This is a genomic window from Agrococcus sp. UYP33 (genome assembly GCF_054060915.1).
Genome location: NZ_JBSSDR010000002.1, coordinates 513537 through 528467 on the forward strand (window position 1 = coordinate 513537; position 14931 = coordinate 528467).

16 protein-coding genes are annotated in these 14931 nt (G+C 73.2%); all 16 read right to left on the minus strand.

Annotated features, from left to right (window positions below; all coding sequences use genetic code 11):
- Positions 1-5: 5 nt before the first annotated feature.
- Positions 6-191: a hypothetical protein gene (locus tag ACVWW9_RS12770; RefSeq protein WP_456515811.1), complete on the minus strand. Its 186-nt coding sequence runs from the start codon at positions 189-191 to the stop codon at positions 6-8.
- Between the two features lie 3 nt (positions 192-194).
- Entirely contained in the window at positions 195-374 is a 180-nt protein-coding gene (locus tag ACVWW9_RS12775; protein WP_456515812.1) for a hypothetical protein, read from the minus strand.
- A gap of 155 nt (positions 375-529) precedes the next feature.
- Positions 530-1450, minus strand: a complete 921-nt coding sequence (gmk, locus tag ACVWW9_RS12780) for a guanylate kinase (RefSeq protein WP_456515813.1) — start codon at positions 1448-1450, stop codon at positions 530-532.
- Positions 1447-2256, minus strand: coding sequence for an orotidine-5'-phosphate decarboxylase (gene pyrF, locus ACVWW9_RS12785; RefSeq protein ID WP_456515814.1), 810 nt, complete (start codon positions 2254-2256; stop codon positions 1447-1449). Before pyrF ends, gmk begins: the two co-directional genes overlap by 4 nt.
- On the minus strand, positions 2253-5537 hold the full coding sequence (carB, locus tag ACVWW9_RS12790; protein ID WP_456515815.1) for a carbamoyl-phosphate synthase large subunit: 3285 nt from the start codon (positions 5535-5537) through the stop codon (positions 2253-2255). The genes pyrF and carB overlap by 4 nt, the downstream gene beginning before the upstream one ends.
- The gene (carA, locus tag ACVWW9_RS12795) at positions 5538-6764 is read right to left on the minus strand and encodes a glutamine-hydrolyzing carbamoyl-phosphate synthase small subunit (RefSeq protein ID WP_456515816.1); all 1227 of its coding nucleotides are present in this window, start codon (positions 6762-6764) and stop codon (positions 5538-5540) included.
- Positions 6761-7264: a PH-like domain-containing protein gene (locus tag ACVWW9_RS12800; protein WP_456515817.1), complete on the minus strand. Its 504-nt coding sequence runs from the start codon at positions 7262-7264 to the stop codon at positions 6761-6763. Before ACVWW9_RS12800 ends, carA begins: the two co-directional genes overlap by 4 nt.
- The gene (locus tag ACVWW9_RS12805; protein ID WP_456515818.1) at positions 7261-8565 is read right to left on the minus strand and encodes a dihydroorotase; all 1305 of its coding nucleotides are present in this window, start codon (positions 8563-8565) and stop codon (positions 7261-7263) included. Before ACVWW9_RS12805 ends, ACVWW9_RS12800 begins: the two co-directional genes overlap by 4 nt.
- A complete protein-coding gene (locus ACVWW9_RS12810) occupies positions 8562-9554 on the minus strand; it encodes an aspartate carbamoyltransferase catalytic subunit (protein ID WP_456515819.1) in 993 nt (330 codons plus the stop codon). Before ACVWW9_RS12810 ends, ACVWW9_RS12805 begins: the two co-directional genes overlap by 4 nt.
- Positions 9551-10129, minus strand: coding sequence for a bifunctional pyr operon transcriptional regulator/uracil phosphoribosyltransferase PyrR (gene pyrR / locus ACVWW9_RS12815; protein WP_456515820.1), 579 nt, complete (start codon positions 10127-10129; stop codon positions 9551-9553). Before pyrR ends, ACVWW9_RS12810 begins: the two co-directional genes overlap by 4 nt.
- Positions 10130-10186: 57 nt before the next feature.
- Positions 10187-11413 carry an FAD-dependent oxidoreductase gene (locus ACVWW9_RS12820; protein WP_456515821.1) on the minus strand — a complete coding sequence of 409 codons (1227 nt, stop codon included), beginning with the start codon at positions 11411-11413 and terminating at the stop codon, positions 10187-10189.
- Between the two features lie 76 nt (positions 11414-11489).
- Complete coding sequence (nusB, locus tag ACVWW9_RS12825; RefSeq protein ID WP_354260577.1) at positions 11490-11909, minus strand: transcription antitermination factor NusB; 420 nt, start codon at positions 11907-11909, stop codon at positions 11490-11492.
- Position 11910: 1 nt separating this feature from the next.
- On the minus strand, positions 11911-12471 hold the full coding sequence (efp, locus tag ACVWW9_RS12830; RefSeq protein WP_123697983.1) for an elongation factor P: 561 nt from the start codon (positions 12469-12471) through the stop codon (positions 11911-11913).
- Between the two features lie 51 nt (positions 12472-12522).
- Complete coding sequence (aroQ, locus tag ACVWW9_RS12835; RefSeq protein WP_456515822.1) at positions 12523-12957, minus strand: type II 3-dehydroquinate dehydratase; 435 nt, start codon at positions 12955-12957, stop codon at positions 12523-12525.
- Between the two features lie 48 nt (positions 12958-13005).
- Positions 13006-13362 carry a VOC family protein gene (locus ACVWW9_RS12840; protein WP_456515823.1) on the minus strand — a complete coding sequence of 119 codons (357 nt, stop codon included), beginning with the start codon at positions 13360-13362 and terminating at the stop codon, positions 13006-13008.
- 504 nt (positions 13363-13866) lie between these two features.
- Positions 13867-14928, minus strand: a complete 1062-nt coding sequence (gene aroB / locus ACVWW9_RS12845) for a 3-dehydroquinate synthase (RefSeq protein ID WP_354260571.1) — start codon at positions 14926-14928, stop codon at positions 13867-13869.
- Positions 14929-14931 lie beyond the last annotated feature (3 nt).

Genomic DNA, 14931 nt, shown 5'->3' on the forward strand with positions numbered 1-14931 from the left:
GCGCGTCAGACCATGGGCTCTGCCTGCACCGCGGGCCGCTGCGGCTCGGGCGCCTCGCGCGCGCGACGAGTGGTCGCGAAGGCCTTGCTGCAGCCCTTGCCGACGAGCCAGCACGCCAGCGCGAGCATCTGCACGATCAGCACGACCGTCAGCACGATCGCCAGGACGCGGATGTCGAGCGCGTAGTCCACGGCTCAGCTCCTGTGCAGCGGGATTGCCATGCGCTGCGCTCCCCCGCGCCCGAACGCGGCGAGGTACGCGCGCTCGTCGAGCATCTTGCCCACGCCGCGCTGCGACACCGCGGGCGCCGACGGCGCCGGCTCCTGCGGCCGATCGTCGCGCTGCCGCGACAGGGTGACGGTGGAGCTCTCCATGGCGTCCTCTTCCGCATCGAGCCGGCATCCGCCGGCGACGCGTGCTCCGAGGTCTGGAGAGCACTGCTTGTACCCCAATTGTCCACAGGAGACGGGCGAAGTCAAGGGCGACTCGCGTATACGAGGCGCGGGGTCACCGCCGCCGCGCGGCGGGCTCAGTGGGCGGAGCGGGTGCGCGCTGCGCCGTCGTCGGCCTCGGCAGCGAGGATGCGCTCCACGACCTGGTGCGCGGCCTCGGCGACGTCGGCGTTGACGATGGTGGCGTCGAACTCCGGCTGGCTCGCGAGCTCTACCTTGGCGGTCTCGAGCCGGCGCTCGCGCTCGGACTCCGTCTCGGTGCCGCGACCGACGAGCCTGCGCACGAGCTCGTCCCACGACGGCGGCGCGAGGAACAGCAGCACGGCATCCGGGAACGACTCGCGCACCTGCCTGGCGCCCTGCAGGTCGATCTCGAGCAGCACCGAGCTGCCCTCGTCGAGCGCGGCCTGCACGCTCGAGCGCGGGGTGCCGTAGCGCGACTGGTTGTGCACCGTCGCCCACTCGAGGAACTCGCGCTCCTCGATCATGCGGTCGAAGTCGGCGTCGGACACGAAGGCGTAGTGCACGCCGTCGATCTCGCCCGGGCGGGCGGCGCGCGTCGTGGCGCTCACCGACTGGCGGATCTGCGGGAAGTGCTCGCGCACGTACTGGGCGACCGTGCCCTTGCCGACGGCGGTCGGCCCGGCGAGCACGATGAGACGGGGGCGACGCGAGGGATCCACGTCGTCAAGCCAACCGCGAACCCGCTCGCGCTGCAAATTGCCCAGCGAGCCGAGCCGCTTGCCCGTCGCGATGCCGAGGCCCGCCATGAGCCGCTCGACGCGAACGGGGCCGAACCCGCGCAGGCTCGACGCGTACTCCGAGAAGCGCAGCAGCGCCTCGGGGCTGCCCGGCTCCTGCCAGGCGCGCTCCGCGACGTCGCGCGGGCCGCGCTGGCCGGCGCGGAGCGCGCGCTTCACGGCCGCACGGGCCCGGCGCGCCTCGATGGCGGCGCGGCCCGCGGCGGCCGGATCCGGCAGCGCGGCGCCCGCGGTCATCGCGGGAGCGCTGCGGCGGCCGCGTCGATCGCGGCGGCGATCCCGTCCGGGCCCGCCTGCAGGATGCTGCGGGAGGCGCTCGCGAGCACGAGCGCGTCGTCGGGGAAGAGGGCGCGGAGGTCCTCGAGCCGGGCGCCCTGCGCGCCGAACCCGGGCGCGAGCACCGGGATCGACGCATCCATCGCATCGAGCCCGAACGCGGCGCGGTCGACGGTCGCCCCGATCACGAGGCCGTGGCCCGCACCGCTGGACGCGCTGCGCTCGGCGACCGCGTCGGCGACGGCCGCGGCGATCGTGCGGCCGTCGGGCAGGCGGGCGAGCTGGACGGCGGCCGCCTCCGGGTTCGAGGTCGCGGCGAGCACGATGAGCGCCTTGTCCGCGCGCTCCGCGGCGTCGAAGAGGCCGTCGAGCGCGCCGACGCCGAGGTACGGGCTCACGGTGAGCGCGTCGGCCTCGAGCGGCGAACCGGGCGCGAGCCACGCGGCCCCGTAGCCGAGGTTCGTCGACCCGATGTCGCCGCGCTTCGCGTCGGCGATCACCACGAGCCCCGCGTCGCGGGCGTCGGCGAGCACGCGCTCGAGCGCCGCGATGCCGGGCGACCCGAGCGCCTCGAAGAGCGCGACCTGCGGCTTGACGACGCCCGCCCGGCCTGCGGCAGCCGCGACGACCGCGCGGCCGAGGCGCTCGGCCTGCGCGACCGGCGCTCCCCCGCCCCACGCGTCGAGGAGTCCGGGATGCGGGTCGATGCCCACGCACAGCGGACCGTGCGCGGCGACGGACGCCGTCAGGCGCGCGAGGAACGTCATCCGGCCCGCCGCGCGTGGTACTCCTGCAGGCTCGTCACCTCGTAGGGCTCGCGCGACGCCTCGATCGCCGCGACCGCGGCGCCGAGCTGCGAGACGGTCGTGAAGAGCGCCTTGTCGGCCGCCACCGTCGCCGCACGGATCTCGTAGCCGTCGGCGCGGGCGATGCCGCCGGTCGGGGTGTTGATGATGATGTCGATCTCGCCGGCATCGATGAGGTCGACGATCGAGGGCTCGTCGCCGGCCTCCGAGTGCTTGCGCACCGTCTCGACGCGGATGCCGTTGCGCGCGAGCACCTCGGCGGTGCCGATCGTCGCGACGATCCGGAAGCCGAGCTGCTGGAGGCGGTGCACCGGGAGCACGGCCTGCCGCTTGTCGCGGTCGGACAGCGAGACGAAGACGGTGCCCGAGGTGGGGAGCCCGCCGTAGGCGGCGGACTGGCTCTTCGCGAACGCGGTCGGGAAGTCGCGGTCGATGCCCATCACCTCGCCGGTCGAGCGCATCTCCGGCCCGAGCAGCGAGTCGACGACGTGGCCCTCGGCCGTGCGGAAGCGCCGGAACGGCAGCACGGCCTCCTTGACGGCGACGGGCGCGTCGATCGGCAGGATCGTGCCGTCCTGCTCGGGCAGCATGCCCTCGGCGCGCAGCTCGGCGATCGTGGCGCCGGCGAGCACGCGGGCGTTCGCCTTCGCGATCGGGGTGCCGAGCGCCTTGGCCACGAACGGCACCGTGCGGCTCGCGCGCGGGTTCGCCTCGATGACGTGGAGCACGCCGGCGGCGTACGCGAACTGCACGTTGATCGGTCCGCGCACGTCGAGCCCCTGCGCGATGCGCAGGGTGGCGTCGCGGATCTCGAGCAGCTGGGCGCGACCGAGGCCGACGGGCGGCATCGTGCACGACGAGTCGCCGGAGTGGATGCCCGCCTCCTCGATGTGCTCGAGGATGCCGCCGACGTAGAGCTCCTCGCCGTCGTAGATCGCGTCGACGTCGATCTCCACGGCGTCGTCGAGGAAGTGGTCGACGAGCAGCGGCCGGTCCGGGCCCACGATCCCGTGCGAGGCGATGCGGTCGAAGTACCCGTGCAGGCTCGCGGTGTCGTAGATGATCTCCATGCCGCGGCCGCCGAGCACGAACGACGGGCGCACGAGCACCGGGTAGCCGATGCCCTCGGCGATCGCGACCGCCTGGTCCTCGGTCGTCGCCGTGCCGTTGCGCGGCGCGACGAGGCCGGCGTCGTCGAGGATGCGCTGGAACAGCCCGCGCTCCTCGGCCGCGTCGATCGCATCCGGAGTCGTGCCGAGGATCGGCACGCCCGCCGCCTCGAGGCCGCGCGCGAGCCCGAGCGGCGTCTGCCCGCCGAGCTGCACGATGACGCCGACGAGCTCGCCGGCGCCGCGCTCGGCGTGCACGATCTCGAGCACGTCCTCGAGCGTGAGCGGCTCGAAGTAGAGCCGGTCGCTCGTGTCGTAGTCTGTCGAGACCGTCTCGGGGTTGCAGTTGACCATGATCGTCTCGAAGCCGGCGTCGGCGAGGGCGAACGACGCGTGCACGCAGGAGTAGTCGAACTCGATGCCCTGGCCGATGCGGTTCGGGCCGGAGCCGAGGATGATCACCTTGCGGCGGTCGGACGGCACCACCTCGGTCTCGAGGTCGTAGCTCGAGTAGTGGTACGGCGTCACGGCGGGGAACTCCCCCGCGCACGTGTCGACGGTCTTGAAGACCGGCCGGACGTCAGCGGCCCAGCGCGCCTCGCGCACCTCGGCCTCGGTCGTGCCGCGCAGCTGCGCGATCTGCGCGTCCGAGAAGCCGTGCTCCTTCGCGCGCCGCAGCAGCGGCTCGTCGAGCTCGCCGGCGCCGTTCCCGGCGCGCACCTCGTCGGCGACCTCGTTGATGAGCACCATCTGGTCGAGGAACCACGGGTCGATGCCGGTCGCCGCGTGCGCCTGCTCGATCGTCGCACCGGCGCGGAGCGCCTGCTGCAGCGTCACGATGCGGCCGTCGGTCGGCACGCTCGCCAGCTCGAGGAGCGCAGCGGCGTCGCCCGGCTCGCCCTCCCAGTGGAACGAGGAGCCGCGCTTCTCGAGCGAGCGGAGCGCCTTCTGCAGCGCCTGGGCGTAGGTGCGGCCCATGGCCATGGCCTCGCCGACCGACTTCATGGTCGTCGTGAGCGTCGCGTCCGCCGCCGGGAACTTCTCGAAGTTGAAGCGCGGCACCTTCACCACGACGTAGTCGAGCGCGGGCTCGAACGACGCGGGCGTCACCTTCGTGATGTCGTTGGGGATCTCGTCGAGCCGGTAGCCGAGCGCGAGCTTCGCCGCGATCTTGGCGATCGGGAAGCCGGTCGCCTTCGAGGCGAGCGCCGACGAGCGCGAGACGCGCGGGTTCATCTCGATGACGATGATGCGGCCGGTCGCGGGATCGACGGCGAACTGGATGTTGCAGCCGCCGGTGTCGACGCCCACGCGCCGGATGATGTCGATGCCGATGTCGCGCAGCCGCTGGTACTCGCGGTCGGTGAGCGTGAGCGCCGGCGCGACGGTGATCGAGTCGCCGGTGTGCACGCCGACCGCGTCGACGTTCTCGATCGAGCAGACGACGACCGTGTTGTCGGCCGTGTCGCGCATGAGCTCGAGCTCGTACTCCTTCCACCCGAGGATCGACTCCTCGAGCAGCACCTCGCCTATCGTCGACGAGTGGATGCCGTCGCCCACGAACCGGCGGAGCTCCGCCTCGTCGTGCGCGAAGCCGGAGCCCAGGCCGCCCATCGTGAACGAAGGGCGCACGACGACCGGGTAGCCGAACTCGCCGGCGAAGGCGAGCGCGTCGTCGACCGACTTCGCGATGACGCTCGAGGCCACGTCGGCACCGGCGTCGAGCACGAGCTGCTTGAACAGCATCCGGTCCTCGCCGCGCTGGATGGCGTCGACCTTCGCGCCGATGAGCTCGACGCCGTGGCGCTCGAGGATGCCCTGCTCGTGCAGCGCGATCGCCGCGTTGAGCGCCGTCTGCCCGCCGAGCGTGGGCAGGATCGCGTCGGGGCGCTCCTTCATGATGATCGTCTCGATCACCTCGGGCGTGATGGGCTCGATGTAGGTGGCGTCGGCGAAGTCGGGGTCGGTCATGATCGTCGCCGGGTTCGAGTTCACCAGGATGACGCGCACGCCCTCCTCGCGCAGCACGCGGCACGCCTGGGTGCCGGAGTAGTCGAACTCGGCGGCCTGGCCGATGACGATCGGCCCGGAGCCGATGACGAGGACGGAGCGGATGTCGTCGCGCTTGGGCATTCAGGCGTCCTTCTGCGAGTCGGTGGCGTCGGTCGTGCGGCCGGTCGCGGCCTCCACGACGGCGTCGGTGGTGGTGTCGGCGCCGGTCGGCTGGGCACCGGCGCGGTGCGCGACGACCAGCTCGCGGAACCGCGCGAAGAGGTGGCGGGCGTCGTTCGGGCCGGCTGCGGCCTCGGGGTGGTACTGGACGCTGAAGGCGGGGATGTCGAGCGCGCGCAGGCCCTCGACCACCTGGTCGTTGAGCGAGTAGTGGCTCACCTCGACGCGGCCGAAGCCGGCCGGGCTCGAGAGCTCCTCGTGCAGCGGCGCGTCGACGGCGAAGCCGTGGTTCTGGCTCGTGATCTCGACCCTGCCGGTCGCGGTGTCGAGCACCGGCTGGTTGATGCCGCGGTGGCCGAAGGGCAGCTTGTAGGTGCCGAAGCCGAGCGCGCGGCCGAGCAGCTGGTTGCCGAAGCAGATGCCGAAGAACGGCAGGTCCTCGCGCAGCAGTCCCTGCAGGAGCGCGACCTGCTGGTCGCTCGCGGCGGGGTCGCCGGGGCCGTTCGAGTAGAACGCGGCGATCGGGCGGTGCGCGAGCACCTCCTCGAGGGTCGCGCTCTGCGGCAGCACGACGAGGTCGAACCCCTCCTCCTGCAGGAAGCGCAGGGTCGACGCCTTCACGCCGAGGTCGAGCACCGCGAGCGTGCCGAGCGACTCGCCGACGGCGGGCAGCGTGTATGCCTCCGTCGTCGAGACGAGCTCCGCGAGGCTGCGTCCCGCCATCTGCGGGCTCTCGCGCACCGCCGCGACCATCGCGTCGTCGTCGACGAGCGCGGCGCCCGAGAAGACGCCGGCGCGCATGGCGCCCGCGTCGCGCAGGCGGCGGGTGATCGCCCGCGTGTCGACGCCGGCGATGCCGACGATGCCGTCGCGCTCGAGCTGCTCGCCGAGGCTGCCCTCGGAGCGCCAGTTCGACACCACGCGGCTGGCGGCGCGCACGACGTACCCGGCGGGCCAGGCGCGGCGCGACTCCGCATCCTCGGCGTTCACGCCGGTGTTGCCGATGTGCGGCGACGTCTGCACGACGATCTGCCCGGCGTAGGAGGGGTCGGTGAGGGTCTCCTGGTAGCCGGTCATGCCGGTCGCGAAGACCGCCTCGCCGAGGGCGGTGCCCTCGGCGCCGTAGGCGGTGCCGCGGTAGATGGTGCCGTCCTCGAGGACGAGGGCTGCGGGCGTCGGGGCGCTCATGTGGTGGTTCCTTCCCCAGGTGTCTGCGTGCGGATGGGGGCGAGGCCGGCGAGCGCGTCGAACGCCTCGCGGTCGTCCCCGATGATGCGGAGGTAGGTGTCGACGTCGGCGCCGAGCCGGTGCGCGATCACGATGATCCCGCCCGGCTCGACGACGCGGTCGATGGTCCAGGTGGCGCGCTCGACCGCTCGGATGCGGTCGGCCGGGATGCGCACCTCGGTGCGGTCGGCGACGAGCTGCACGCCGTCCGCGTCGATGGCGAGCTGCGTGCGGCCGCGGAAGCCGAGGCCGTGGGCGAAGATGCGGTCGTAGGGGTCGCCCGCGCGGGTGGTCGCGACGTAGAGCGCCTCGACGACGAGCGTCGGGACCGCCTGGATCCACGGCTGCGGCGCCTCGATGTCGCGCTGGCGGCGCCGGCGCGCGAGCACGCCGAGCACGGCGAAGGCGGCGAGCAGGGCCACGAACCCGGCGCACAGCAGCGCGAAGAGCTCCTTGGTCATCGGTCTGCGCCCTCGGTCGCGACGCCCACGCAGCCGTCCGCGACCGTGCGCGTGCCGCCGTGCCACACGTGCAGCACTCGGCCGGGCAGCTCGACGCCGAGGAACGGCGAGTTCGTGGAGCGGCCGTGCAGGCGGTCGACGTCGATGACGCTGCGGGCGTCGGGGTCGACGAGCACGACGTGCGCGGGCGACCCGACCTCGAGCGGCGCGTCGTAGCCGGGCTCGCTGCCGATCGCGGCGGGCGCCGTCGACATGACGCGCGCGACGCCGGCCCAGTCGAGCAGGCCGGTCTCGACCATGGCCTGCTGCACCACGCCGAGCGCGGTCTCGAGCCCGACCATGCCGAACGCGGCATCCGCGAACGCCGTCTGCTTCGCCTCCGGGGCGTGCGGTGCGTGGTCGGTCGCGACGATGTCGATCGTGCCGTCGGCGAGCGCCTCGCGGAGCGCGAGCACGTCGCGCTCGGCCCGCAGCGGCGGGTTGACCTTGAAGCGGCCGTCGTAGGAGCGCACGAGCTCCTCGGTGAGCAGCAGGTGGTGCGGCGTCACCTCTGCGGTGAGCTGGATGCCGCGCGCCTTCGCGGCGCGCACGACCTCGACGGTCTCGACCGTCGACACGTGGCAGACGTGCAGGCGCGCGCCGGTGACCTCGGCGAGCATCGCGTCGCGCGCGACGATCGACGCCTCGGCGACCGAGGGCCAGCCGGTGAGGCCGAGCTCCGCGGCGAGCGGGCTCTCGTGCATGACCGAGCCGCGGGTGAGGTGCGGGTCCTGCGCGTGCTGGGCGACGACGCCGCCGAGCGACGCAGCGTGCTCGAGCGCGCGGCGCATGAGCTCGGCGTCGGCGACGCACTTCCCGTCGTCGCTGAAGACGGTCACCCGGGCGGCGCTCTGCGCCAGCATCGTCATGTCGGCGAGCCGCTCGCCCGCGAGGCCGACGGTGACCGCACCGATGGGCCGCACGGTCGCGAGGCCGGCCTGCAGGCCGAGGCGGTGCACCTGCTCGACGACCGCAGGGGTGTCGGCGACCGGGTTCGTGTTCGCCATCGCGAACACGCACGTGTAGCCGCCGGCTGCTGCCGCGCGCACGCCGCTCGCGACGGTCTCCGCCTGCTCGCCGCCGGGCTGCCGCAGGTGCGTGTGCAGGTCGACGAGGCCGGGGAGGGCGACGAGGCCGGTGGCGTCGACGACCTCGGCGGTGGCGCGGTCGACGGTCGCGGGGTCGACGAGCACGCCGCCCTCGATCGCGAGGTCGCGGCGCTCGCCGCCCAGCACGGCGGCGTTCAGCAGCAGCGTCGTCATCGGAGGCCTCCGTCGTTCGCGGGTCGGTGGTCGGCGGGTCGGTGGTCAGCGGGATGGTCCGACGCGAGGAGCGAGTAGAGCACCGCCATCCGCACCGAGACGCCGGCGGTGACCTGCGCCAGCACGGTCGACGCGTCGCCGTCGGCCGCGCGGCTCGAGAGCTCGAGGCCGCGGTTCATGGGCCCGGGGTGCATGATCGCGGCGTCGCCCAGGCGCGCGAGGCGCTCGTCGGTGAGCGACCAGCCGGTGATGTACTCGCCGACGCTCGGCGCCACCTTCCCTGCCTGCCGCTCGAGCTGCACGCGCAGCAGCATGAGCGCGTCCGGCCGCTCGTCGATGACGGCGTCGAGGCTCGTCTCGGCGCGGAGCCCGAGCCGGGTGCCGTCGGCGGCCGGGACCGGCAGGAACGCCGCGGGACCGACGAGCGTCACCTCGGCGCCGAGGGCCGGCAGCAGCAGGGCGTTCGAGCGCGCGACGCGGGAGTGGGCGATGTCGCCGACGATCGCGATGCGCACGCCGTCGAGCCCCTTGCCGCGGGCCGCATCACCGTGGATCCGGCGGCGGAGGGCGAAGGCGTCGAGGAGCGCCTGCGTCGGGTGCTCGTGGGTGCCGTCGCCGGCGTTGATGACGGGCTTGCCGATCCAGTCGGCGAGCAGCGCCGGCGCGCCGGAGGCGCCGGAGCGCACGACCACGCCGTCGACGCCCATCGCGGCGATCGTGAGGCCGGTGTCGCGGAGCGACTCGCCCTTCGACGCGCTCGAGCCCTTGCCCGAGACGTTGATGACGTCGGCCGAGAGCCACTTGCCGGCGATCTCGAACGACGAGCGCGTGCGGGTGGAGTCCTCGAAGAACAGGTTGACGACCGTGCGGCCGCGCAGCGCCGGGAGCTTCTTGAGCTCGCGGTCCTGGATCTGGTGCATGTCCTCGGCGAGGTCGAGCAGCGCGATGGCCTCGTCGCGCGGCATCGCGGCCGTCAGCAGGTGCTTCACGCGGCACCCCCGTCGCCGGTCGACATCGACCCCGTCGCGGACTCGATGGTCACGCCGTCGCGGCCGTCGACCTCCTCGAGCAGGATCGAGACGTGCTCGGTGCGGGCGCTCGGCAGGTTCTTGCCCACCGAGTCGGCGCGGATCGGCAGCTCGCGGTGACCGCGGTCGACGAGCACCGCGAGCCGCACGGCGCGCGGCCGGCCGAGGTCGGCGAGCGCGTCGAGGGCCGCCCGGATCGTGCGGCCGGAGTAGAGCACGTCGTCGACGAGCACCACGACGCGGTCGTCGATGCCGTCGAGCGGGATGCGCGTGGGCTGCGACGCGCGCGTCGGGCGACCGCGCAGGTCGTCGCGGTGCATCGTCACGTCGAGCGCGCCGACGCGGTCCGAGAAGTCGATGCCGGTGATGCCGGTGAGGCGATCGGCGAGCCGCTGCGCGAGGTGGGCGCCGCGGGTGGGGATGCCCAGCAGCACGAGGTCGTCGGGTCCCTGGTTCGCCTCGAGGATCTCGTGGGCGATGCGCGTCAGGGCCCTGGCGATCTCGTCGGGGCCGAGCACGGTGCGCGGTGCAGTCACGGGGACTCCCTTCTCCGCCTCACAGGACGGGCTTCAAGGTTGTCTGATGACTCCACCCTACCGCGTCGCCGGGTGCCGCTCGGGGGTCGAGGGGGCGTCGACGTGCTCGGGGCGCAGGCCCATGCCGATGAACCGGCCCATCGCGTGCCGGAGCGCCGGCAGCCGCTGCACGACCCGGAGCGGCAGCGGCACCGGCACCTCCGCACCCGGCTCCGCGATGCGCACGAGCACCGTCTCGAGCCGCCGCTGGAAGGCCTGCGTCGCCCGGGCGGGCAGCTCCCGCCGTCGCTGGATGCGCTGCAGCAGGGCCTCGGTCGGCCGTCCGCTCGCGAGCCCCGGTGCGAGCGCGTTCGCGGCGGCGACCGCGTCCTGGATCGCGAGGTTGACGCCCACCCCGCCCGCGGGCGACATCGCGTGCGCCGCGTCGCCGATCGCGAGCAGCCCGTCGCGATGCCAGCGCTCGAGCCGGTCGATGCGCACCTGCAGCACGCGCACGTCCGAGGCTCCGAGCCGCGCGACGCGCTCGGCGAAGCTGGCCTCGAGGGCCGCCACCCGGCGGTGGAGCGCGGCCAGCGACGCGTCGTCGCCCGTCCACGCGCCGCGGCGGACGATGTGCGCCGCCTGGAAGAAGTGGCCGCGGTCGATCGAGAGCAGCGCGCCGTCGCCGATCTGCATGAACGGCACCCGCTCCCCCTCGCTCCGCGGCAGCCGGAACCAGAGCACGTCGATCGCGCTGGGCGGGCCGACGGGCTCGAGCCCCGCGACGTCGCGGAGGGCGGAGTCGCGGCCGTCGGCGAGCACCGTGAGCCTCGCGCGGACCTCGACCGGGCCGTCGGGGCCGTCGGCGAGCACGCCCGCGATGCGGCCGCCGTCGCGCAGCAGCGCCCGGCCGGTGTGGCGCATCCGCACGTCGAAGCCGGGCAGCGCGCGCCCGGCGTCGGCGAGCAGGTCGAGGAAGTCCCACTGCGGCATGAACGTGATGCAGCGCCGCGCGGTCGGGAGCCGCGTGAAGTCGGCGAGCACGAGCCGGTGCCCCGAGAAGCGCATCGACACCTGCGGCATGTCGGCGTGCGGCAGGGCGAGGAATCGGTCGAGCAGCCCGATCTCGTGCAGCACCTGTTGCGTCGAGGGGTGGATCGTGTCGCCGCGGAAGTCGCGCAGGAAGTCGCCGTGCTGCTCGAGCACGACGACGCGCACGCCGCGCCGGGCGAGCAGCAGGGCGAGCATCAGTCCGGCCGGGCCGCCGCCGACGATGGCGCAGTCCGTCTCCAGGCGCTCGCTCACGCCCCCAGCGTGGTCGCGCGGCGCGCGCCGCGCCAGTGCCGCCCGGAGCGGGTCCGCCCCGGGCGACGACGCGGCGCTAGGCGCGCGAGGCTGCGATCTTGCCGAGCACGCCGTTGATGAACGCGCCGGAGCGCTCGGTCGAGAGCTCGTTGGCGATGTGCACGGCCTCCGAGATCACGACGCTCGCGGGCGCGGTCTCGTGCTCGAGCTCCCAGACGCCGACGCGGAGGATCGCCAGATCCGTGCGCGGCATGCGGTCGATCGGCCAGTTCGCGCTCGACGAGGCGATCAGCTCGTCGACGCCCTCGAGCTCGTCCGAGACGCCCGCGACGATCTCGCGGGCGAAGGGGAACCATCCGTGGGTCGCCCAGCCGAGGCGGTCGGCGGTGTCGCGGAGCACCGTCTCGGGCGCCTCGCCCCGCGCCTGCGCGGAGTAGAGCACCTCGACGGCGTGCTTGCGCGCCTTCCGCCGGGCGGGGTAGGTCTCCTCGCCCACGTCAGCTGATGCGGCCGAGGTAGCTGCCGTCGCGCGTGTCGACCTTGACCCGCGTGCCCTGCTCGACGAACAGCGGCACCTGGATCTCGGCGCCGGTCTCGACCGTGGCGGCCTTGGTACCTGCGCTCGAGCGGTCGCCCTGCAGGCCCGGCTCCGTGTAGGTGATCTCGAGCACGACGGATGCGGGCAGCTCGACCTGCAGCGCCTCGCCCTCGTGCATCGAGATGGTGGCGGTGCCGTTCTCGAGCAGGTACTTCGCGCCGTCGCCGACGATGTCGGCCGGGACGGGCAGCTGCTCGTACGTGTCGTTGTCCATGAACACGAAGTCGGTGCCGTCGTTGTACAGGAACTGGTAGTCGCGGCGGTCGACGGTGGCGAACTCCACCTTCGTGCCGGCGTTGAAGGTCTTGTCGACGAGCTTCTGGCTGCGCGCGTTGCGGAGCTTCGTGCGCACGAAGGCGCCGCCCTTGCCGGGCTTGACGTGCTGGAACTCGACGACGCTCCAGAGCTGGCCGTCGAGGTTGAGCACCGCGCCGTTCTTGATGTCGTTGGTCGTTGCCATGCGTGTTCCGTTCCGTGATCGTCGCGGCCCTCATCGGACCGACAGATGATCCTACCGGGCGGCGATCGCCGACGCGGCCAGGCGATAGCCGTCGAGCCCGAACCCGGCGATGACCCCGGTCGCGACGGCGGAGACGACGGACGTGTGCCGGAAGACCTCGCGCGCGTGCGGGTTCGAGATGTGCACCTCGACGAGCGGCGCCACGCCCTGCAGCAGCGCGCACGCATCCCGCAGCGCGTAGGAGTAGTGCGTGAAGGCCGCGGGGTTGAGGATCACCGGGGTGCGCGCGTCGACGGCCTCGTGGATCCAGCCGACGAGCTCGGCCTCGTCATCCGTCTGCCGCACGTCGGCCTCGATCGGCGCGTCCGCGGTGCCGGCGGACGCGACGAGCGGCGCGATGTCGGCGAGCGTCGCGGTGCCGTAGACGTCGGGCTCCCGCGTGCCGAGGCGGCCGAGGTTGGGTCCGTTGAGGACGAGGATGCGCATGCCGCCATCCTGCCGCATGGGCGCCGGCGGTCGGCGCCGCGCGGCTCGCTACATCTCGCCCTCGAACAGACCGATGCTGTTGCCGTCGGGGTCGGTGAACACCGCCCACCAGCTCGTCGGCGAGATCTCGCCCTTCGGGAGCGTGACGGTGCCGCCGAGCTCCTCGACCTTCGCGAGGGCCTCGTCGATCGAGTCGACCTCGATCACCGAGCGCGGCTGCGTGAAGCCGTCCTCGCGTGCCGTGAGCGCGCCGCCGGAGACGCCGTTGGGCGCCTGCCACATCGGGTAGCCCTCGTAGCCCTCCGACTCGGTGATCTGCCAGCCGAACACGGAGCCGTAGAAGCGCGTCGCCTGCGCCATGTCGGTGACCGGGATCTCGAGATGCGTGATGTCGCCATGTGCCATGGCTGGGATTCTGCACCGCGCGCGGCCGCGCCGCCAGCCCGCCCGTGGCAGCGCTCGCCCCGCGCCGCCGCCGAGCGATCACTCCCACCCCCGAGCGGTCGCTCTCGCCCCCGAGTGGTCGCTCCCGCCGCTGAGTGGTCACTCCCGCCCCCGAGCGGTCACTCCCGCCGCTGAGTGGTCAATCCCGCGCCTGAGTGGTCAATCCCGCGCCTGAGTGGTCACCTCCGTCGCTGACTGGTCACTGCCGCCGCTGAGTGGTCAGTCGGGATGCGCGCTCGCCCTCGCACTGGAATCGCAGACGCGGCACCGGGCATCCATACTCGGAAGTGACCACTGGTGCGCGGAAGTGACCGTTCACGCGTGTCCCTGACCCCTCACGCGCTGGAGTGACCACTCACGCGTCGGAGTGACCACTCACGCGTCGGAGTGACCACTCACACGTGGGAGTGACCACTCACACGTGGGAGTCACCACTCCGCAGGCGGGGAAGGCGGGCTGCTCGGGTCAGTCAGCGAGCGACTGGTACGCCATGAAGAGCAGGCTGTCGTCCGGGCCCTCGAGGATGCGGGGGCGCGCGACGTCGTCGAGCACGACGAAGCGGAGCATCGAGCCGCGCGTCTTCTTGTCCTTGCGCATCGTGCCGAGCACCGTCTGCCACCGGCCGACCGGGTAGGTCGTCGGCAGCTCGAGCGACTCGAGCACCGCCCGGTGCCGGTCGACGACCGACTCGGGCAGGCGCCCCGCGAGCCGCGAGAGCTCGGCAGCGAAGACCATGCCGATCGCGACGGCTGCGCCGTGGCGCCAGCGGTAGCGCTCCGTGTGCTCGATCGCGTGGCCGAGCGTGTGCCCGTAGTTGAGGAACTCGCGCTCGCCGTGCTCGCGGAAGTCGTTCGCCACGACGCGCGCCTTGACCTCGATCGCGCGCGCGATCGCCTCCTGGAACTCCGGCGTCGACGGGTCGGTCGTCGCGTCGAGCGAGCCCTCGAGCAGCTCGAGGATCCGCGGGTCTGCGATGAACCCGGCCTTCACGACCTCCGCGAAGCCCGTCAGCAGCTCGTTGCGCGGCAGCGAGTCGACGAGCTCGAGGTCGGCGACGACCGTGGCCGGGTGGTGGAACGCCCCGACGAGGTTCTTGCCCTGCTCGGTGTTGATGCCGGTCTTGCCGCCGACGGCCGCGTCGACGATGCCGAGCACGCTCGTCGGCGCCTGGATCACGCGCACGCCGCGCAGCCACGTCGCGGCGACGAACCCGGCGAGGTCGGTGACCGCACCGCCGCCGAGCCCGACCACGGCGTCGGTGCGGGTGAACTCCGCCTGCCCCATGATCTGCCAGAGGAACTGCGCGACCTCGATGCGCTTCGCCGCCTCCGCGTCGGGCACCTCCGCGAGCAGCACCTCGACGTCGAGCTCGGCCTTGAGGTGCTCCGCGATGCGGCTCATCGCCGGCTGGTGCACGACGAGCAGCCGCGTCGCGTCGCCGAGCGACTCGCGGATGCGGTCGACCAGGATGCCCCTGCCGACGTGGACGTCGTAGGGCGCCTCGGTCTCGACGCGGATGGTGGTCATGCG